Consider the following 17,666-nt stretch of genomic DNA (forward strand, 5'->3'; position numbering starts at 1 on the left):
CACTTCGCCAACGAACTGTTCGAGTACCTGGTCTACTACAACAACCACAGGCCCCATCAGGCCCTCGCAGGACAAACCCCGAAGGCCTTCGCCGAAACCAAGACCACCGCGATCCAATCAGCGAATTAGTGAACATCGACAGCAATGACGGGGAGAGACTGACGGCCTACACTTCCCTTCGGCTCAGGAACGCCAGCCGCTCGAACAGATGCACGTCCTGCTCGTTCTTGAGCAGGGCGCCGTGCAGCGGCGGGATCAGCTTGCGCGGGTCGCGCTCCCTGAGCATCTCGGGCGTGATGTCCTCGTTGAGCAGCAGCTTCAGCCAGTCGAGCAGCTCGGACGTCGACGGCTTCTTCTTCAGGCCCGGCACCTCGCGCACCTCGAAGAAGATGCGCAGCGCTTCTTCCACCAGGCGCTTCTTGATGTTGGGGAAGTGCACGTCGACGATTCGGCTCATGGTGTCGGCGTCGGGGAACTTGATGTAGTGGAAGAAGCAGCGGCGCAGGAAGGCGTCCGGCAGTTCCTTCTCGTTGTTGGAGGTGATCATCACGATCGGGCGCAGGCTGGCCTTGATGTTCTCGCCGGTCTCGTAGACGAAGAACTCCATGCGGTCGAGTTCGAGCAGCAGGTCGTTGGGGAATTCGATGTCGGCCTTGTCGATCTCGTCGATCAGCAGCACCGGGCGCTTGTCATGGGTGAAGGCCTCCCACAACTTGCCGCGCTTGATGTAATTGCTGATGTCGGAAACCTTGGAGTCGCCGAGCTGGCTGTCGCGCAGGCGCGACACGGCGTCGTATTCGTAGAGGCCCTGCTGGGCCTTGGTGGTGGACTTGATGTGCCAGGTCAGAAGCGGCGCGCCGAGCGCTTTCGCGACTTCCTCGGCCAGCACCGTCTTGCCGGTGCCGGGCTCGCCCTTGATGAGCAGCGGACGTTCCAGCACGATCGAGGCGTTCACCGCGACCTTGAGGTCATCGGTCGCGACGTAGTCCTTGGTACCGGTAAATTTCATCGGGGTGCCTTAAGTCCGTTCCATACATGTTTCTTGTGCGCAGCCGCTATGCTCCTGCCTTAACAGGAAATTCCGCTCAAAACAGCATTCGCCGCCGGAATAGGGGGGATGCGTCAGGCGCGCTTTACCAGCGACAGGATGACCAGCACGACCACGGCGCCAATGGTGGCGTTGACGATGTCGCGGACCCAGCCGACGCCCAGGTTGACGCCCAGCGCCGGCAGCAGGAAGCTGGCCACCAGCGCGCCGATGATGCCGATCACGATATTGCCGATCAGCCCGAAGCCCGCGCCGCGCACGATCTGTCCGGCCAGCCAGCCCGCAACCGCGCCGATGATCAAAGCTGCAATGATGCTCATGGAAAACCCCTGCCAAAATACCCCGTCGAGAGGCCAATTCTAGTTGAAAAACCGCCCCGGTCTAGGGCCTGCCATGCGCCCGGCACCCTTGACCTTCCGCCACCGGCGGGCAATCTGTCGGCCATGTTCCTGCAATTCTTCACATCGCTCCGCGACGCCCAGGTCCCGGTGACCTTGCGCGAATATCTGACGCTGATGGAGGCGCTCGACGCCGACCTCGCCGATCAGTCGGTGGATCATTTCTACTATCTGTCGCGCGCCACCCTGGTGAAGGACGAGCGCAATCTCGACAAGTTCGACCGCGTGTTCGGCTCGGTGTTCAAGGGGCTGGAGAGCCTGCTCGACGCCATGGGCAAAGCCGAGATCCCCGAGGAGTGGCTGAAGAAGCTCGCCGAAAAATACCTCACCGAGGAAGAGAAGAAGCAGATCGAGGCCATGGGCTGGGACAAGCTCATGGAGACCCTGAAGAAGCGCCTTGAGGAGCAGAAGGGCCGCCACCAGGGCGGCAGCAAGTGGATCGGCACCGCCGGCACCTCGCCGTTCGGCGCCCACGGCTACAATCCCGAAGGCGTGCGCATCGGCCAGGAGAAGAACCGCAACAACCGCGCGGTGAAGGTCTGGGACAAGCGCGAGTTCAAGGATCTCGACGGCAATGTCGAGCTCGGTATCCGCAACATCAAGATCGCGCTGCGCCGCCTGCGCAAGTTCGCCCGCACCGGCGCGCCCGACGAACTCGACCTCGACACCACCATTCGCGAGACCGCCAACCAGGGTTATCTCGACGTCCACATGCGTCCCGAGCGGCGCAATGCGGTGAAGGTGCTGGTGTTCTTCGACATCGGCGGCTCGATGGATTCCCATATCGAGCAGGTCGAGGAACTGTTCTCGGCGGCGAAGACCGAATTCAAGCACATGGAATATTTCTACTTCCACAACTGCCTCTACGAGGGCGTATGGAAGCAGAACAAGCGGCGCTTCACCGACCGCACGCCGACCTGGGACGTCCTGCACAAATATCCGCACGACTACAAGGTCGTGTTCGTCGGCGACGCCTCGATGAGCCCCTACGAGATCATGGTGCCGGGCGGCTCGGTCGAGCACGTCAACGAGGAGGCAGGCTCGGTCTGGCTCGATCGCGTGATCCGCACCTATCCGCACGCGGTGTGGCTCAACCCGGTCGCGCAGCGGCACTGGGACTATTCTGAATCCACCACCATCATCCGCCGCCTGTTCGCCAACCGCATGTATCCGATCACGATCGAGGGTCTGGAGAGCGCGATGAAGGAACTGGTGCGGTAAAAGACCCTCATGGTGAGGAGCGCGCAGCGCGTCTCAGGACGATACTAGCGCATCGCCTGGGGAACCATGAGGCCACAGACAGGCCTGCATCCTTGGAGACGCCGCTTCGCGGCTCCTCAGGATGAGGAAAGGGAGTGAGAATGCCCCAGAACATCCACCGCGGCATCAAGGCGATGATCGACGAGGCCAATGCCGAGATCGAGACCGTCAGCGCCGCCGACGCCATCAAGCTGGTCGGCGACCAGAGCGTCGTCATCGTCGATATCCGCGACCCCCGCGAGATCGAGCGGGACGGCCGCATTCCCGGCGCCTTTCCCTGCACGCGCGGCATGCTGGAATTCTGGATCGATCCGCAGAGCCCCTACGCCAAGGCGATATTCCAGGAAGACAAGAAGTTCGTCTTCCATTGCGCCGGCGGCCTGCGCTCGGCGCTCGCCGCCAAGACCGCCAAGGACATGGGGCTGAAGCCGGTCGCGCATATGGGCGGCGGCTTCGCCGCCTGGCGCGACGCCGGCGGCCCGGTGGAGAAGTGGGAGCCGAAGAAGAAGGGGTAGGGGCACGCTCTATCCACGCGTCATGGCCGGGCTCGTCCCGGCCATCCACGTCTTGGCCGCGAGCAAGGAAGTCGTGGATGCCCGGGTCAAGCCCGGGCATGACGATCGAGAGAACAGCGAGAGAAGCACTCATGACCGCCACCGATCCGCTCGTCTCGACCGAATGGCTGGCCGCCAACCTCGGCAAGCCCGACATCAAGGTCGTCGACGCCACTTCCAAGCTGCCCGGCATGCTGCCGCTGCCGAAGGACGACTATCTCGCCGCGCACATTCCGGGTGCGGTGTTCTTCGACGTCGACGCGGTGTCGGATCATTCCAATCCGTTGCCGCACATGTTTCCGCACCCCGAACAGTTCGGCCGCGACGTCGGCGCGCTCGGCATCGGCAATGACGACACCGTCGTGGTCTACGATTCCGGCGGCTGGACGGCCGGCCCGCGCGCCTGGTGGATGTTCCTGTCGTTCGGCAAGGACGTTCGCATCCTCAATGGCGGCCTGAAGAAGTGGGTCGCCGAGGGGCGCAAGGTCGAGAGCGGGCAGGTGACGCCTGCGCCGTCGACGTTCAAGGCAAAATTCGATGCGCGGCGGGTGCGCAGCATGCAGCAACTGGTCGCCAACCTTTCGAGCCGCGCCGAGCAGGTGATCGATGCCCGCTCCAATGAGCGCTACCAGGGCAAGGTCGCCGAGCCGCGGCCGGGACTGCGCTCCGGCCACATTCCCGGCAGCCTCAGCTTGCCCTTCAATAATCTCTTCAACGCCGCGACCGGCGAGATGAAGCCGCTCGAGGAGTTGCGTGCCGCGTTTGTCGGCGCCGGCGTCAATCTCGATGCGCCCATCGTGACGAGCTGCGGCTCGGGTATCAGCGCCGCCGTGCTGACGCTGGCGCTCTATCGCCTCGGCGTCGAGAATCCGGCGCTCTATGACGGCTCATGGACGGAGTGGGGCGCCGCCGACGGCCCACCGGTCGCCACCGGTCCTGTCTGACGCTTTCACCTCTCCCCGCTCTTTCGCGGGGAGAGGTGAGCCAACGATACCGTCTAAATCTGTTGCATCTCACGCTAGCGGCGACGCGTGGTTGTCGTCGCCGGCTGCGCAGACGGCACCGCGGTTTGCGAGAAGGGGTCGGCCGCCTGCTGCGCGGCCGCCTGTTGGGCCGCGAGCCTTGCGCGGCGAGCCGCCTGACGCCGGCGCTCCTTGGCGCGCTCGGCGCGCTGCTGCTTCCTGATCTCGGCGCGATCTGGCTTCTCGCTCGCTTTCTTCGCCTCGGCCGGCTTCTCGACCTTCGCAGCCGGGCTGCTGAGCGCCGCCGTCTTCGTCACGGGGACACCCGGGTCGATCATGGCAGGTGTTGCGACTTGTTCGAGCAGGGCAGGCGCGGCCTCGACGGGCGGCGGGGGCGCCGCATCGAGCGCGGCGACCTTCGTCCCGGTTGCAACGGCGGGCTCGGCCGCCGGGGAGGGCGGCGTCTCCAATGCGGCGGCCTCGGGCTTTGCCGCGATTTCTGGCTGCACGGCGATTTCGGGCTTCGCCGTTTCGGCTGCCGCGGCATCGTCGAGCTTCAGCGCGGCGAGCTTTTCCGCCTCCACGTTCGGCACCGGCATCGCTTCCGGCGCAGGCAGGGCGGCGGGCGGTGGGTCCGGCGCCTTCTCGGGCACAGCCGGCTCGATGCGGAGCATGGCCAGCGTCGGGGCCGGCGCCTCGGCCGGCTGCGCAAAGATCGGCTCGGGCATCACCCGCCGCGTCGGAACGCTGGCAACTTCCTCGTGCGCGGCGCGCAGCAGGGCTGCCGCGCCGAGGCCGAAGATCAGGATGGACATGGACAGCAGGATCGCGGCGAGCAGAAAACGAATTCCGGGGAGCATGGGCTCGGGTTCCGCCTGAGCGGCTTTTTTGACCTCGGGAAACGCGGTGAACACTGAATCAGCCGCCTTCGCCGCCGCGAATCAGGCTGAATCCAGAATACAGCAATCCGGGCCCGACCGTTGCTGCCAAAGTGACGGGCCGGAACGGCTGAAAAGACCGGGGGGTCGAGGGTTAAAATCCGCCGCAATCCGGGCATTTCCGGGGTGGCTGCCGATCACGAAGCGCCTGATTTGGGCCGAATTTCGCTGATTTGTCTTGAATGCGCCGCTATCTTCCTCCACTGACCGTTAACGGTCCGGTGTGGCTTGGGGTCTATACAAGAGCGATGATGACCAAGAGAATTCTGACGATCGGCGCCGCAGTGGCAGCCGCCGCGGCGGGAAGTTTGCTCGCCACCACGCTAGCCACCTCGGTTGCCTTGGCCCAGAGCTATCCGGTGCCCCCCGGCTCGGTGTATTCGGCCAACCCCGGCTATCCGCCCGGCGGTTATGTGGTCGACGAACGCCGCCGGCCCGGCGCCCCCGATTTCGACGAGCTGGAAGACGACGATACGCCGAACGCCCAGTCCTCGACGGCGCTGCCGCCGCCCGGCCCGGTGCTGTCGCCGAACGATCCGCGCTACGGCCGCCCGGTCTATTCCAACGTGCCGCCGCCGCTCCCGACCGGCCCGATCCTGTCGCCCGATGATCCCCGCTATGGCCGCCCCGCCGGTCCGCCGCCGGTGATCTATGCCGACCGCCCGCCGGCCTCGGCGCCGCCGGTCAGCGACAACCGCATCCCGGGCTCCGGCATCGTCAACTCGAACGAAGATTTCCCGCGTCCGCCGGGCGCGATTGGTGCAGCGCCGCCCACCGTCACCGGTGCTGTGCCGCAGCAGCCGCAGGCCGGCGCCGACGGCAAACCGTTGCAGCTGTCCGCGCTGCCGCCGGAAGAGCAGCCGGAAGTGGGCGCTGTGCAACTGCCGCCGCATCTGCGCCGCACCGAAGTGGCCTTCGCCACCAAGGAGCCGGCCGGCACCATCGTGGTCGATACGCCCAACACCTATCTCTACTACGTGCTCGGTAACGGACGTGCGGTGCGCTACGGCGTCCGCGTCGGCCGTGACGGTTTCACCTGGACCGGCGTGCAGAAGATCACCAAGAAGGCTGAATGGCCGGACTGGCATCCGCCGACCGAGATGATCGAGCGCCAGCCCTATCTGCCGCGCTTCATGGCGGGCGGCCCCGGCAATCCGCTCGGCGCGCGCGCGATGTATCTGGGTTCGACGGTCTATCGCATCCACGGCACCAACCAGCCTTCGACCATCGGCAAGTTCGTCTCCTCCGGCTGCATCGGCATGCTGAACGAGGACGTCTCCGACCTCTTCGAGCGCACCAAGGTCGGCACCCGCGTGGTGGTGATGCCCGGCGGCCCGCCGCCGGGAACGGCGACTGCCAATGCCGCGCCGCCCGCCGGTGGCGCGCCGGTGGCCGCCATGGCCCCGCCGGCTCCGGTCGGCGCCGTCCCCGGTACCGGACCGACCGTGGTGGCGCCGCTGCCGCCGCCGACCACGATCCGCTGATCCAGCACCGCTTTCGAATTCATTCCGCTCTCGCCCGAGAGCGGGCTTTTTCATGCGTTGGTGAGAACGGCGGGCTTATGCTGGCGTGCGTGATTCCATTCGCCGGAGGCGCCCGTGAGGAAACTGCACCTGCTCGTCGCGATGTTCGCCTTCATCGCCGCGCCTGCGCTGGCGCAGCCGCGCCCGGTCTGGATCGATGACCTCACCTGGGTGGAAGTGCGCGCCGCCATCGCCGACGGCAAGACCACGGCGATCATCTTCGTCGGCTCCAGCGAGCAGAACGGTCCGCATATGGCGATCGGCAAGCACAACTTCATCGCCCGCTATTGCGCCGAGCAGATCGCGGGCAAGCTCGGCGATGCCTTGGTCTATCCCGTCATTCCCTTTGCCATCACCGGCGATGCCGCAGCGAAGAGCGCGCATATGCGCTTTCCCGGCTCGGTGACCTTGCCGCCGGACGTGTTTGCGGGCGTCGTGCGCGCGGTGGCGCAGAGCGCGCTCGCCGCGGGCTTCAGGCTGGTGGCGTTGATGGGCGACCATGGCGGCGGCCAGGAGGAGATGGCACGCGTGGCGCAGGCGCTTGACGCGCAATCGAAAAGGAGCGGCGGGCGCGTGCTCCATGTCGGCGATCTCTACAGCAAGGCCGACGCGCAGTTCGACGAGCTGATGGCCAGGCGCGGGATCACCAGCAAGGAGTTGCATGCCGGCATTCCCGATACGTCGGCGATCCTGTTCCTCGGCGCGGATGCGTGGATCAGGAAGGACCAGATCGCGGCCGCCAATGAGTCAAACGGCGTGCAGGGCTCGCCCGCGCTTGCCACAGCCGAACTCGGCAAGCTCTACCTCGACATGAAGGTCGACAACGCCGTCAACCAGATCCGCGCGTTCCGGGCCAACCCACGGTAACAACCCCTCATGATGAGGAGCGCGTCTTCGCGCGTCTCCGGACGATGCTGGGCGCATCGCCGGGCAAACCATGAGGCCCCTATCGTGCCATTCATCCTTCGAGACGGCGCTACCGCACCTCCTCAGGATGCGGTCCAGGACTCATGCCATCGGCCACCGGCTACTTTGCATGGGGTTGTTTTCGATATTTTTGACTGGGAGCGGAAACCGCCGGTTCACGCCAGCCGCCGCGGCGGTTCGTTGCCTTTGGTGAAGGCATCGATGCAGTCGACCATCTGGCTGTAGTGGATGCCGAGGCTTTCCCGCGTCGCGTAGCCGAGATGCGGGGTCAGCACGAGATTGTCGAGCGTGCGGAAGGGATGGTCTGATGGCAACGGCTCGACCGAGAACACGTCGATCCCCGCGCCGGCGATCTTCTTCTGCCTGAGCACATCGAGCAGCGCATCCTCGTCGACGATCGGCCCACGCGCGGTGTTGACCAGATACGCCGTCGGCTTCATCCGCGCGAGATCGGCGGCGCCGACGAGGCCGCGCGAGCGCTGGCTCAGCACCACATGGACGGTGACGATGTCGGCGGTCGAGAACAGTTCTTCCTTGCTGGCGTAGCCGACGCCGGCTTCGGCGCACTTCTCGGGCGTCAGATTCGGGCTCCAGGCGATCACGTTCATGCCGAACGCCTTGGCGAGGCCCGCGATCTTGCTGCCGAGCTTGCCCAGCCCAACGACGCCGAGCGTCTTGCCCTCGATCTCGGTGCCCGCAAAGACCTGCCAGGGCTCGCCCGCATGCATGCGCGCGTTCTCGCGGCCGATGCCGCGGGTCAATTCCAGGATCAGGCCCATGGTCAGCGGTGCGGTGGGGTCGCGGGTATATTGCGTGCCGCAATAGACGATTTTGCGGTCCTTGGCGGCGTCGCTGTCGATCGAGGCATTGCGCATGCCCGAGGTAATCAGCAGCTTCAGCTTCGGCAGCGCAGTGAACAGCGAGCGCGGAAACGCCGTGCGCTCGCGCATGGCGCAGACGATCTCGAAATCCTTCAGGGCGTGTGCTGCGGCAGCCTCATTGGCGAACGGCTCCTTGAACACCGTGATATCGACGCGATCGCGGATTCTGGACCAGTCCGCCACCGACAAAGCGAGATCGAAATAGTCGTCCGGGATTGCACAGCGCAGCCGCGTCATGGGGAGGTCCGATTCTGCAAGGGATGACGGCGCAGATGGCGCCGCCGGGAGAGGCCGCCATGGTCGCGCGCAATCGTGCCTCGCGCAAGCGCGCGGGCGGGGCGAAGCGGCTCAAAACTCGGAGGGAGGCCGTCCCCTTACCCGCCCGGGGAGCGCATATGCTTGGCGCGCCAGGCCGGGCCCGGGCCGCGCATGTAGTGCAGTTCCGGTCGGTAGGGGTTGAAGGCCCTGGCGAAGAAGGCACGCCAGAAGGCGCGGAATTCGGCGAGCGGCTTTTCCGGCGCCATGTGGCCGGCGGCCGGAGCGGGGGATACAGAGGTGATCGTAGCCATGACGCAAGACCCGTTGTTTCACCGCGGCTTTTGTTGCCCCTTTTCTTGCTCTGGGGCGTGTTTCGCCGCGCTGAAACCGAGCTTTGGCCCGATTCATTAAAAGTTGGTTTCAATTGTAGGGATGGGCTTTCCCTATGGTGTCGGTCCCGTAATCATCCGTGGTGAACGGAGGGAAAACGAGTTCCCGCGGTTGCCCTTTGGCCGCTGCGCCGCTATGTCAACGGCAGCAAATTTTCCCCAAATCCAAGGGTTTCCAAGGGATCGCGATGGCGCGCCAATTCGTCTATTTCATGCAGGGTCTGAGCAAGAGCTATCCGACCCGCAAAGTCCTCGACAACATCCACTTGTCCTTCTACCCGGACGCCAAGATCGGCGTGCTCGGCGTCAACGGCTCGGGCAAATCGACCCTGCTGCGGATCATGGCGGGGCTCGACAAGGAATATACCGGCGAGGCCTGGGTCGCCGAGGGCGCGCGCGTCGGCTATCTCGAGCAGGAACCGCAGCTCGATGCCAGCAAGACCGCCCGTGAAAACGTCATGGAGGGCGTCGCCAAGCAGAAGGCGATCCTCGACCGCTACAACGAGCTCGCCGCCAACTATTCCGACGAGACCGCCGACGAGATGACCAAGCTGCAGGACGAGATCGAGGCGCAGGGCCTCTGGGATCTCGACAGCAAGGTCGACCAGGCGATGGACGCGCTGCGCTGCCCGCCCGACGATGCCGATGTGACAAAACTCTCCGGCGGCGAGCGCCGCCGCGTCGCGCTGTGCCGGCTGCTGCTCGACCAGCCGGAATTGCTGCTGCTGGACGAACCGACCAACCATCTCGACGCCGAGTCGGTGAATTGGCTGGAAGGTCACTTGAGGCAGTATCCCGGCGCGATCCTGATCGTTACCCACGACCGCTACTTCCTCGACAATGTCACCGGCTGGATCCTCGAGCTCGACCGCGGCCGCGGCATTCCCTATGAGGGCAATTACTCCTCCTGGCTGGTGCAGAAGCAGAAGCGGCTGGAGCAGGAAGGCCGCGAGGATGCCGCCCATCAGCGCACGCTGGCGCGCGAGCAGGAGTGGATCGCGTCCTCGCCCAAGGCGCGCCAGGCCAAGTCCAAGGCGCGTTACCAGCGCTACGAGGAGCTGCTGAAGCAGGCGAGCGAGAAGCAGACCACGACCGCACAGATCATCATCCCCGTCGCCGAGCGGCTCGGCGCCAACGTCGTCGACTTCGAGCACCTCAGCAAAGGTTTCGGCGACAAGGAGCTGATCGACGATCTCACCTTCAAGCTGCCGCCCGGCGGCATCGTCGGCGTGATCGGTCCGAACGGCGCCGGCAAGACCACGCTGTTCCGCATGATCACCGGGCAGGAGAAGCCCGACAAGGGCACCATCACCGTAGGCGAGACCGTGCACCTCGGCTATGTCGACCAGTCGCGCGACGCGCTCGACGGCAAGAAGTCGGTGTGGGAGGAGATTTCCGGCGGCAATGAGCTGATCCTGCTCGGCAAGAAGGAAGTCAATTCCCGCGGCTATTGCTCTGCGTTCAACTTCAAGGGCGCCGACCAGCAGAAGAAGGTCGGCGCGCTCTCCGGCGGCGAGCGCAACCGCGTGCATCTGGCCAAGATGCTGAAGTCCGGCGCCAACGTGCTGCTGCTGGACGAACCGACCAATGACCTCGACGTCGACACGCTGCGCGCTCTGGAAGAGGCGCTGGAGGATTTCGCCGGCTGCGCCGTGATCATCAGCCACGACCGCTGGTTCCTCGACCGCATCGCCACGCACATCCTCGCCTTCGAGGGCGACAGCCATGTTGAATGGTTCGAGGGCAACTTCCAGGACTACGAAAAGGACAAGATGCGAAGGCTCGGCCAGGACAGCATCATCCCGCACCGGCTGAAGTACAAGAAGCTGACGCGGTGATCCTGCGGCGCCAGCTGCTCGCCGCCTGCTGCCGACAACTTTATGGCAGGCCGCTGCGGCCAGTTGTCGCTTCCCATGCAGACCAGATTGAGTAGATAAGAGCTTCCTTCCTCAACCCTTTCGAACTGTTCCCAAACATGTCCGCCACGTCAGAAGTTTTGCCGAAGAGGAAATCCCTCGGCCCCGTTCCTATGCTGATCTTCGGATCGCGATGGCTGCAATTGCCGCTCTATGTCGGCCTGATCGTGGCGCAGGGCATTTACGTCGTGCTGTTCCTCAAGGAGCTGTGGCATCTCTTCCTGCACTCCTTCGATTTCAGCGAGCAGCAGATCATGCTGGCGGTGCTGGGCCTGATCGACGTGGTCATGATCTCGAACCTGCTGGTGATGGTGATCGTCGGCGGCTACGAGACCTTCGTCTCCCGCCTCAACCTGCAAGGTCACCCCGACGAGCCGGAATGGCTCAGCCACGTCAATGCCAGCGTGCTGAAGATCAAGCTGGCGATGGCTATCATCGGCATCTCCTCGATCCACCTGCTGCGCACCTTCATCGAGGCCGGCGGGCTGGCGGCGGGCAAGACCGCCTACACCGAAACCGGCGTTATGTGGCAGACCATCATCCACACGGTGTTCATCCTCTCGGCGATCGGCATCGCCTATGTCGACCGCATATCGAATATCGCGCAAGATGAGGCCAGGCGCGCCGCCTCGCACTGACAGGGGTCGACTGGGCTATGGGTTTGCGTGAGCATGCGATAGCCACAATGTTTGCGGTCGCGACCGCCTTCAACGTGTCGCCCGCCCGCGCAGCTGACGCCGCGTTCGCGCAGTTCATCGCCTCGCTGTGGCCGGAGGCGCAGGCCGCGGGCGTGTCGCGCGCGACGTTCGATCGCGAGACCCGTGGACTGGAGCCGGACTACAAGCTGCCCGACCTGATCCTGCCGGGACGGCCGGCCACCGGCGCGCCGTCACAGGCCGAGTTCGTGCAGGTGCCGGCCGACTATGTCAGGGAAAAAACCATCGCGCGGCTTGCATCCGAGGGACAGCGGCTGATGCAGAAGCATCGCGCGGCGCTGGATCAGATCGAACAACAGTTCGGCGTGCCGGCAACGATCGTGCTGGCGATTTGGGGCCGCGAGACCGATTACGGCCGCTATGCGCTGCCGCATGACACGCTGCGTGTGGTGGCGACGCAGGCCTTTGTCGGGCGGCGCAAGGACCAGTACCGCGGTGAATTCATTCTCGCGTTGAAACTGCTTGGCGAGGGCGTGGTGACGCGCAAGACGTTCCGCTCGTCCTGGGCGGGCGCAACGGGGCTGACGCAGTTCCTGCCGTCGGAATATTACAAGCATGGCGTCGATCTCGACGGCGACGGCCGCGTCGATATCTGGCATTCGGTTCCGGATGCGCTGGCCTCTGCCGCGAAGCAACTCGTCAACAAGGGCTGGCAGGGCGGCCTGCGCTGGGCCTATGAGGTGCGCGCGCCCGCCAATGTCGACTGCACCATGGGCACCCCCGAGGTACAGCGGCCGATCGGCGAATGGCTGCGCGCAGGCTTCGTGCCGGTGCGCGGGCAAAAACTTTCCGCGGCCGAGCAGGCGCAGCCGGCCTCGCTGCTGCAGCCCGAGGGCATCTACGGTCCGTCATTCCTGACCACGAAGAATTACTTTGTCATCAAGGAATACAATTTCTCGGATCTCTATGTGCTGTTCGTCGGCCACCTCAGCGATCGCATGACGAGCCCGCAGCCCTTTGCGACGCCGTGGTCGGCCTCGACGCAATTGCGCACGACATCGGTGGAGGCAATGCAGAAGCATCTGACGCGCATCGGTCTCTACAAGGACAAGATCGACGGCAAGGCGGGGATGCTGACCCGTGCGGCGCTCGGCGCCTATCAGAAGTCCGCAGGCATCAAGGTCGATTGCTGGCCCAGCGAAGCGGTGCTGCAGTCCATGAGCGCGACACGATAGCGTCCCCGCGCTACGCGCAATGAAAAACCCGGCCGTTGCCGGCCGGGTTTGAATTGGAGCGCGGAATGGTCGCGCTGGAAGGCCGCCTAGTTGCAGACCTCGTAGCGGCGGACGCGCCAGCCATAGCCGTCCCAGAAGCGCTCGCGCACCATGCGGCAGGCCGGATATTCATCCACATAGACCGGCGCCGGCGCGGCATAGGCCGGGCGGCTGGCGGCAATCGCGCCACCGACGATGGCGCCGCCGATCAGGCCGGCCGCCACGCCCGCGGCGATACCGCGCTGCGCATGAGCCGGCGTCGCACTCAGCGAGGCGGCAATGGTGGCGACCGCAACCATGGCGGCAAATGTCTTCTTCATGTCCTGCTCCTGGAGGGGCGCATCGCGGCGCCGGGTTTTGCTATTCGCACGCTGTCTTCGAGTAGGTCGTTCCCGCAAGGGAAGCGCAGAACGGTCAACCGAAAGTAAACGCAAATGGTCAATGGCCGGAAAAGGCGGCTTTTTCTGGCCACTTGCGGCAGATGCCGGGGGAATACTGGTGTTTCCCGGGGTGTCCTGCGCGATTTAATGAAGATGAACGGGACTTATCCGCAGACCCTGACGCTGCGGAACCGCCAGCCGACACCGTCCCAGAAGCGCTGGCGCTGCCAGTAGCAGGGGCCGGCGGGATCGGCCACAGGGGCCGGCGCGCCGTTGTAGTAGTAGCTTTGCGGCGGATAGTAATAGCCCGGGCCGTAATAGTAGCCTGGGCCGTAATAATAGCGCTGGGCATGAGCGGGGGCGGATGCCGCGACGACAGAGCCGGCGAGGGCGGCAATGGCGGCAAGCGCCTGCAAGGATTTCCTCATGACTTCACCTGTTTCATGGTCCCGATGACCAGCAAATTGCCGGTGTGAAAGTTCCATATCCGGATGGAATGTTCAATGAACGCTCCCTCTGGATCTGGCGACAAACATGGCGGCCGCGGATATCGGCGCGGCACCTCGATTCTCGGCGGAAACCGGCCATGAGCGGCATTATGGGCTTCTTCATCGCGGTCGGCATCGGCTCGGCGATCTTCCTCATGCTGATGCTACGCTCGGACCGCATGCGCGACCGGCGCCGGGCCTATGCCGACAGTGCAACCACCGACGCCAGCGGCGTCTCGTCCGGCAATGACGGCTTCGGCCTGCTCAACTGGTTCGGCGGCAGTTCTTCATCCTCGTCCGACGATTCCTGCACATCGAACTCCTCTTCGTTTTTCAGCGGCGGCGACAGCAGTTGCAGCAGCGACGGGGGCGGCGGTGGAGATGGCGGCGGGGGTGGCGGGGACTAACCGAACCGGCCAAATCGCCTCCGTCCCCCGACTCTTTAGACTCGTTCTAGGTTTGATATGCATCAGTTTGGAATTGCTAAAAAGCTCTAGCTTTTCCTTTGCATCGCGTTGCTGCCTTCAATATCGATGGGTCAGCAAGCATCACCCAAAGGGCTCGCCGGCTTCATGATCGTCTGTTCCTGCAACGTCCTGAGCGACCATGATGTCCGCAACGCCGTGAATGCGTCCTCGGACCTGCCGCGCAGCGCCAAGCAGGTCTATGATTGCCTTGGTCGCAACGTCGAATGCGGCCGCTGCGCCCGCACCATCAAGACCATCATCGACGAAACCCTCGGCCCCTGTGCTGAGGCTTGCTGCGCCGGTTGCCGGCATGAGGCGGAAGAGGTCGAAGTCGAAGTTCAGGTCGAATACGCCCTCGCGGCGGCCTGAAGTCCCCGAAATTCCGGTCCAATCGGTCGCACCGCGGGTTCCGGGCGGGACGGTTGCCCTTGCCCTGTTTCTCATTTAGAAGCGTTCTAAACTATGATTCCGGCCGGAAGCAGGCCGCAAACGCTGGAGTGCATCATGCAGGGCGACGCCAAGGTCATCGACTACCTGAACAAGGGGCTGCGGCACGAGCTGACGGCGATCAACCAGTACTGGCTGCACTACCGGATCCTGAACAACTGGGGCCTCCTGGAGATGGCCAAGGTCTGGCGCAAGGAGAGCATCGAGGAGATGCAGCACGCCGACAAGTTCACCGACCGCATCCTGTTCCTCGACGGCTTCCCCAACATGCAGGTGCTCGATCCCCTGCGCATCGGCCAGAACGTCAAGGAGATCATCGAGTGCGACCTCGCCGCCGAGCACTCTGCGCGGGCGCTGTACCAGGAAGCCGCGACCTACTGCCATGGCGTCAAGGACTACGTCTCGCGCGACCTGTTCGAGAGCCTGATGAAGGACGAGGAGCACCACATCGACTTCCTCGAGACGCAGCTCGACCTGATCAAGCGCGTCGGCCTCGAACTCTACACCCAGAAGCATATTGGCGGGCTCGAAGCCGAGAGCTGAGCGGGGCTTGCGGGCTAGCGCGAACGACTTCGCAACACTATCACCACACGTCATGCCCGGGCTTGTCCCGGGCATCCACGAATTCTCTTCGTGCTGCTGCAAAGACGTGGATGGCCGGGACGAGCCCGGCCATGACGCAGTATATCATTCAATGCTTGGCTGTCGCTACAGCTGCGTCTTGTAGCGCTCGTAGATCACCTCCTGGCTTTCCCGCTCGCCGAGGCCGGTCTGGTCGTGGATCACCTCGCCGATCGAGGGCATCACCTTGCGCTCGACCCGCTCCGCGCTCCACAGCTTCGAGCGCATCAGCGCCTTGCCGCAGTGGAAATAGGCTTCCCTGACCTCGATCGCGAGCACCGCGCGCGGCGGCTTGCCGAACTCCACCATGTCAGCCATCACGTCGGGGTCGGCCGTCAGCGTTCCGCGGCCGCCGACGCGCAGCGTCTCGTCGATGCCGGGCACGAAGAAGATCAGCTGCAGCAGGCCGGATCCCTCGACGATATTGCGAAAACTGTCGATGCGGTTGTTGCCGGAGCGGTCGGGCATCAGCAGGCTGTTGGCGCCTGCGACATGGACGAAGCCCGGCGTGCCGCCGCGCGGCGAGGCGTCGACGCTGCCGTCGGAGCCTGACGTTGCGAGCACGCAGAACGGCGACATCTCGATGAACTTCTTCGAATGCGCATCGAGCGAGGGCCGCGCCTTGGCCAGCACGCGCTCCGATGGCTTGGGATAGATCGAGGCGAGGTCGCAGGATGCGGTGTCGGTCACGTTCTGTCTCCGCTCGAGTCCATGTTGGCGAAAGATATCATTGCTCGGTTCCAAGGACCATCAGCCATCGCCTGGAATAGTCCTGCTGTGCCGCCGCCACGGCCAGTCGATCACGCCGGCGCAGTACAGCGAGCACCAGATGATCACCGGTTGAAACGCCAGCCGCGGTCCGTGATACCACCAGCTGCTGGCGATATAGGGCAGTTCGATGCCGTCGATGGCGTGCTTGAAATTGGCAGGCCACACGCAGAGTGCATAGGCCGCCAATGCGACCCCGGCCCACCAGCGCAATGGCCTCGTCACGAGCGCGACGGCTCCCGCGAGTTCGCACAGGCCGGTGATGAGAATCACCTGCGGCGCCAAGGGCACCCATGACGGCGTGATGGCCAGCAGCTTGTCCGGCACCGCGAGGTGAGCGATCCCGGCTGCGGCATAGAATGCCGCAAGTACCCAGCGCAGGATGGCGCGAACCGCTTCGTTCGATGTTGCCATTCGCCTGCCTTCAGGTTTTCCTTGCCGCGCGCGATTTTGCCGGCGGCTTTTCCGCGATGTTGCGCCAGGCCATGGTCAGCGCGCTCTTCAGGGTCGTGGCATCGGCTTTCGCGAGCCGCACATTGGTGGCGCCGCCCTTGCCCCACGCGCCGGGTACGGGGCGAAAGATTTCCGGCTCCGCCTCGACCAGCACCGATTGCTGCTCGGGCGTGAGCTTGACCATGCCCCAGTCTGCGTCGGGATAGCCGAGGGTCGCGAAGATGCGCTTCCTGACGCGAAAATCGGTCTTGCCGTGATGCGCGCCTTCGAGTGCGTCGGGCAGGCCAAGGGCGATCTTGCGGAAGCGGGCTGCGGACATTTTCTCACATCACCGTCATCATCGGGCCGTCACGAGTTCGCCGAACAGCGTGTAGTTCGCCTTCGGTCCCTGCATCACCAGCGTCCAGTGCGAGAAGTCGTTTGCGTCGGTGCAGCTGTTGCCATGGCCGTGGACGATCAAGGTCAGGATATGGCGCGCCCCGGCGGCGGGTGCGAAGACGCCGGTGGCCGAAGCCGGCGCCGACAGCTTCCATTCCTTGTAGAGCGCCGGTCCCTGGCCGGCATCGCGGCCGTTGCGCGGATCGACCTCGAACATTGCAATGGAAGCCGGGCGGGCAAGCGCAAGCGTGCCGGTGCGGCCGCCATTGTCGCGGAAGGAAAGCACCAGCCGGTTGTCGCGCCATGCCGCGGTCATGTCGTAATGGCCCGACGGCGTTGCGATGCCCTGGACGGATTCGACGTCGGCTTCGCCGGTGAACAGTTTTGCCCGCCTGGCGAAGCGCAGGCTTTCGATCTGTTGCTGCTTGCCGGAATCCAGCGCCACGGTACCGACGTTGCGCTGGCCCTCATTGGTGCAACAGGCGCAAGCCAGCGCGTGGCGTGAGCCGGCGAGCCATGTGATCGCGAGCGCGAGGGCAAGGCAGCGCATCCATACCTTCATCTCATGCCTCGTATTGCGGGCCCAATGGTATGAAGCCGCCAATTCATGCCAACATAGCTGCCGGTTGTCGGATTTTGCCGCCGCCGTTCGTCTTCTGGTACGAACGAGGCAGGGGAGA

Annotated in this window: 23 protein-coding genes; 12 read left to right on the forward strand and 11 right to left on the reverse strand. The window is 64.5% G+C overall.

Features of this window, described 5'->3' with window-relative positions:
* Nucleotides 1-15 precede the first annotated feature (15 nt).
* Nucleotides 16-129 (forward strand): hypothetical protein, encoded by a 114-nt coding sequence (locus tag HZB49_RS30100; RefSeq protein WP_365858028.1) that lies wholly within the window; start codon nt 16-18, stop codon nt 127-129.
* A gap of 37 nt (nt 130-166) precedes the next feature.
* Here the strand turns inward: HZB49_RS30100 and HZB49_RS22605 are convergent, their stop codons facing one another.
* Together HZB49_RS22605 and HZB49_RS22610 are read right to left on the reverse strand one after the other, a co-directional pair.
* Entirely contained in the window at nt 167-1,009 is an 843-nt protein-coding gene (locus tag HZB49_RS22605; RefSeq protein WP_291615338.1) for a MoxR family ATPase, read from the reverse strand.
* 113 nt (nt 1,010-1,122) lie between these two features.
* The gene (locus HZB49_RS22610) at nt 1,123-1,368 is read right to left on the reverse strand and encodes a GlsB/YeaQ/YmgE family stress response membrane protein (RefSeq protein ID WP_291615340.1); all 246 of its coding nucleotides are present in this window, start codon (nt 1,366-1,368) and stop codon (nt 1,123-1,125) included.
* A 123-nt stretch (nt 1,369-1,491) separates the two neighbouring features.
* On the opposite strand from HZB49_RS22610, the gene HZB49_RS22615 reads away from it, so the two are divergent.
* The 3 genes from HZB49_RS22615 to sseA all read left to right on the forward strand — a co-directional run bounded on the left by HZB49_RS22615 (nt 1,492) and on the right by sseA (nt 4,204).
* The gene (locus HZB49_RS22615) at nt 1,492-2,667 is read left to right on the forward strand and encodes a VWA domain-containing protein (protein ID WP_291615342.1); all 1,176 of its coding nucleotides are present in this window, start codon (nt 1,492-1,494) and stop codon (nt 2,665-2,667) included.
* A 140-nt stretch (nt 2,668-2,807) separates the two neighbouring features.
* Nucleotides 2,808-3,221 carry a rhodanese-like domain-containing protein gene (locus tag HZB49_RS22620; RefSeq protein WP_291615343.1) on the forward strand — a complete coding sequence of 138 codons (414 nt, stop codon included), beginning with the start codon at nt 2,808-2,810 and terminating at the stop codon, nt 3,219-3,221.
* Between the two features lie 131 nt (nt 3,222-3,352).
* Nucleotides 3,353-4,204 carry a 3-mercaptopyruvate sulfurtransferase gene (sseA, locus tag HZB49_RS22625; RefSeq protein ID WP_291615346.1) on the forward strand — a complete coding sequence of 284 codons (852 nt, stop codon included), beginning with the start codon at nt 3,353-3,355 and terminating at the stop codon, nt 4,202-4,204.
* Nucleotides 4,205-4,278: 74 nt separating this feature from the next.
* Here the strand turns inward: sseA and HZB49_RS22630 are convergent, their stop codons facing one another.
* A complete protein-coding gene (locus HZB49_RS22630) occupies nt 4,279-5,136 on the reverse strand; it encodes a hypothetical protein (protein WP_291615347.1) in 858 nt (285 codons plus the stop codon).
* 272 nt (nt 5,137-5,408) lie between these two features.
* Between HZB49_RS22630 and HZB49_RS22635 the strand changes: the two genes are divergently transcribed.
* Nucleotides 5,409-6,644 (forward strand): L,D-transpeptidase, encoded by a 1,236-nt coding sequence (locus HZB49_RS22635; protein ID WP_291615350.1) that lies wholly within the window; start codon nt 5,409-5,411, stop codon nt 6,642-6,644.
* A gap of 114 nt (nt 6,645-6,758) precedes the next feature.
* A complete protein-coding gene (locus HZB49_RS22640) occupies nt 6,759-7,550 on the forward strand; it encodes a creatininase family protein (protein WP_291615351.1) in 792 nt (263 codons plus the stop codon).
* A 215-nt stretch (nt 7,551-7,765) separates the two neighbouring features.
* Here HZB49_RS22640 and HZB49_RS22645 read toward each other — a convergent pair whose 3' ends face one another.
* Nucleotides 7,766-8,728, reverse strand: a complete 963-nt coding sequence (locus tag HZB49_RS22645) for a D-2-hydroxyacid dehydrogenase family protein (RefSeq protein WP_291615353.1) — start codon at nt 8,726-8,728, stop codon at nt 7,766-7,768.
* Nucleotides 8,729-8,865: 137 nt separating this feature from the next.
* Nucleotides 8,866-9,060 (reverse strand): hypothetical protein, encoded by a 195-nt coding sequence (locus HZB49_RS22650; protein WP_291615355.1) that lies wholly within the window; start codon nt 9,058-9,060, stop codon nt 8,866-8,868.
* Nucleotides 9,061-9,326: 266 nt separating this feature from the next.
* On the opposite strand from HZB49_RS22650, the gene ettA reads away from it, so the two are divergent.
* The 3 genes from ettA to HZB49_RS22665 all read left to right on the forward strand — a co-directional run bounded on the left by ettA (nt 9,327) and on the right by HZB49_RS22665 (nt 12,945).
* Nucleotides 9,327-10,976 (forward strand): energy-dependent translational throttle protein EttA, encoded by a 1,650-nt coding sequence (gene ettA, locus HZB49_RS22655; protein ID WP_291615357.1) that lies wholly within the window; start codon nt 9,327-9,329, stop codon nt 10,974-10,976.
* A 137-nt stretch (nt 10,977-11,113) separates the two neighbouring features.
* Nucleotides 11,114-11,692 carry a TIGR00645 family protein gene (locus HZB49_RS22660; RefSeq protein ID WP_291615359.1) on the forward strand — a complete coding sequence of 193 codons (579 nt, stop codon included), beginning with the start codon at nt 11,114-11,116 and terminating at the stop codon, nt 11,690-11,692.
* 47 nt (nt 11,693-11,739) lie between these two features.
* Nucleotides 11,740-12,945: a lytic murein transglycosylase gene (locus tag HZB49_RS22665; protein WP_291615361.1), complete on the forward strand. Its 1,206-nt coding sequence runs from the start codon at nt 11,740-11,742 to the stop codon at nt 12,943-12,945.
* An 86-nt stretch (nt 12,946-13,031) separates the two neighbouring features.
* Here the strand turns inward: HZB49_RS22665 and HZB49_RS22670 are convergent, their stop codons facing one another.
* Nucleotides 13,032-13,304, reverse strand: coding sequence for a hypothetical protein (locus HZB49_RS22670; protein ID WP_291615363.1), 273 nt, complete (start codon nt 13,302-13,304; stop codon nt 13,032-13,034).
* A gap of 224 nt (nt 13,305-13,528) precedes the next feature.
* Nucleotides 13,529-13,792: a hypothetical protein gene (locus HZB49_RS22675; protein ID WP_291615365.1), complete on the reverse strand. Its 264-nt coding sequence runs from the start codon at nt 13,790-13,792 to the stop codon at nt 13,529-13,531.
* Between the two features lie 158 nt (nt 13,793-13,950).
* Here HZB49_RS22675 and HZB49_RS22680 point away from each other — a divergent pair, with 158 nt between their 5' ends.
* The 3 genes from HZB49_RS22680 (at nt 13,951) to bfr (ending at nt 15,309) form a co-directional block, all read left to right on the forward strand.
* Nucleotides 13,951-14,259 carry a hypothetical protein gene (locus tag HZB49_RS22680; protein WP_291615367.1) on the forward strand — a complete coding sequence of 103 codons (309 nt, stop codon included), beginning with the start codon at nt 13,951-13,953 and terminating at the stop codon, nt 14,257-14,259.
* A gap of 165 nt (nt 14,260-14,424) precedes the next feature.
* Nucleotides 14,425-14,688 (forward strand): (2Fe-2S)-binding protein, encoded by a 264-nt coding sequence (locus HZB49_RS22685; RefSeq protein ID WP_291615785.1) that lies wholly within the window; start codon nt 14,425-14,427, stop codon nt 14,686-14,688.
* Nucleotides 14,689-14,823: 135 nt separating this feature from the next.
* Complete coding sequence (gene bfr, locus HZB49_RS22690) at nt 14,824-15,309, forward strand: bacterioferritin (protein ID WP_291615368.1); 486 nt, start codon at nt 14,824-14,826, stop codon at nt 15,307-15,309.
* Nucleotides 15,310-15,474: 165 nt separating this feature from the next.
* On the opposite strand, the gene HZB49_RS22695 is transcribed toward bfr, so the two are convergent.
* The 4 genes from HZB49_RS22695 to HZB49_RS22710 are packed head-to-tail and all read right to left on the reverse strand — an operon-like array spanning nt 15,475 to nt 17,548.
* A complete protein-coding gene (locus tag HZB49_RS22695) occupies nt 15,475-16,077 on the reverse strand; it encodes an MSMEG_1061 family FMN-dependent PPOX-type flavoprotein (RefSeq protein ID WP_291615370.1) in 603 nt (200 codons plus the stop codon).
* Nucleotides 16,078-16,137: 60 nt separating this feature from the next.
* On the reverse strand, nt 16,138-16,569 hold the full coding sequence (locus HZB49_RS22700) for a DoxX family protein (protein ID WP_291615372.1): 432 nt from the start codon (nt 16,567-16,569) through the stop codon (nt 16,138-16,140).
* Nucleotides 16,570-16,579: 10 nt separating this feature from the next.
* Nucleotides 16,580-16,927, reverse strand: coding sequence for an MmcQ/YjbR family DNA-binding protein (locus HZB49_RS22705; RefSeq protein WP_291615374.1), 348 nt, complete (start codon nt 16,925-16,927; stop codon nt 16,580-16,582).
* An 18-nt stretch (nt 16,928-16,945) separates the two neighbouring features.
* Nucleotides 16,946-17,548 carry a hypothetical protein gene (locus HZB49_RS22710; protein ID WP_291615375.1) on the reverse strand — a complete coding sequence of 201 codons (603 nt, stop codon included), beginning with the start codon at nt 17,546-17,548 and terminating at the stop codon, nt 16,946-16,948.
* Nucleotides 17,549-17,666: the final 118 nt, after the last annotated feature.

Source organism: Bradyrhizobium sp., from assembly GCF_016219575.1.
Classification (GTDB): Bacteria; Pseudomonadota; Alphaproteobacteria; order Rhizobiales; family Xanthobacteraceae; genus Bradyrhizobium.

Excerpts from the sequence above, each read along its gene's own strand:
- HZB49_RS22605 (WP_291615338.1), bottom strand. The coding sequence starts at position 1,009 with ATGAAATTTACCGGTACCAAGGACTACGTCGCGACCGATGACCTCAAG.
- HZB49_RS22610 (WP_291615340.1), bottom strand. The coding sequence starts at position 1,368 with ATGAGCATCATTGCAGCTTTGATCATCGGCGCGGTTGCGGGCTGGCTG.
- HZB49_RS22615 (WP_291615342.1), top strand. The coding sequence starts at position 1,492 with ATGTTCCTGCAATTCTTCACATCGCTCCGCGACGCCCAGGTCCCGGTG.
- HZB49_RS22620 (WP_291615343.1), top strand. The coding sequence starts at position 2,808 with ATGCCCCAGAACATCCACCGCGGCATCAAGGCGATGATCGACGAGGCC.
- sseA (WP_291615346.1), top strand. The coding sequence starts at position 3,353 with ATGACCGCCACCGATCCGCTCGTCTCGACCGAATGGCTGGCCGCCAAC.
- HZB49_RS22635 (WP_291615350.1), top strand. The coding sequence starts at position 5,409 with ATGATGACCAAGAGAATTCTGACGATCGGCGCCGCAGTGGCAGCCGCC.
- HZB49_RS22645 (WP_291615353.1), bottom strand. The coding sequence starts at position 8,728 with ATGACGCGGCTGCGCTGTGCAATCCCGGACGACTATTTCGATCTCGCT.
- HZB49_RS22650 (WP_291615355.1), bottom strand. The coding sequence starts at position 9,060 with ATGGCTACGATCACCTCTGTATCCCCCGCTCCGGCCGCCGGCCACATG.
- ettA (WP_291615357.1), top strand. The coding sequence starts at position 9,327 with ATGGCGCGCCAATTCGTCTATTTCATGCAGGGTCTGAGCAAGAGCTAT.
- HZB49_RS22660 (WP_291615359.1), top strand. The coding sequence starts at position 11,114 with ATGTCCGCCACGTCAGAAGTTTTGCCGAAGAGGAAATCCCTCGGCCCC.
- HZB49_RS22665 (WP_291615361.1), top strand. The coding sequence starts at position 11,740 with ATGTTTGCGGTCGCGACCGCCTTCAACGTGTCGCCCGCCCGCGCAGCT.
- HZB49_RS22670 (WP_291615363.1), bottom strand. The coding sequence starts at position 13,304 with ATGAAGAAGACATTTGCCGCCATGGTTGCGGTCGCCACCATTGCCGCC.
- HZB49_RS22675 (WP_291615365.1), bottom strand. The coding sequence starts at position 13,792 with ATGAGGAAATCCTTGCAGGCGCTTGCCGCCATTGCCGCCCTCGCCGGC.
- HZB49_RS22680 (WP_291615367.1), top strand. The coding sequence starts at position 13,951 with ATGAGCGGCATTATGGGCTTCTTCATCGCGGTCGGCATCGGCTCGGCG.
- HZB49_RS22685 (WP_291615785.1), top strand. The coding sequence starts at position 14,425 with ATGATCGTCTGTTCCTGCAACGTCCTGAGCGACCATGATGTCCGCAAC.
- bfr (WP_291615368.1), top strand. The coding sequence starts at position 14,824 with ATGCAGGGCGACGCCAAGGTCATCGACTACCTGAACAAGGGGCTGCGG.
- HZB49_RS22700 (WP_291615372.1), bottom strand. The coding sequence starts at position 16,569 with ATGGCAACATCGAACGAAGCGGTTCGCGCCATCCTGCGCTGGGTACTT.
- HZB49_RS22705 (WP_291615374.1), bottom strand. The coding sequence starts at position 16,927 with ATGTCCGCAGCCCGCTTCCGCAAGATCGCCCTTGGCCTGCCCGACGCA.
- HZB49_RS22710 (WP_291615375.1), bottom strand. The coding sequence starts at position 17,548 with ATGAAGGTATGGATGCGCTGCCTTGCCCTCGCGCTCGCGATCACATGG.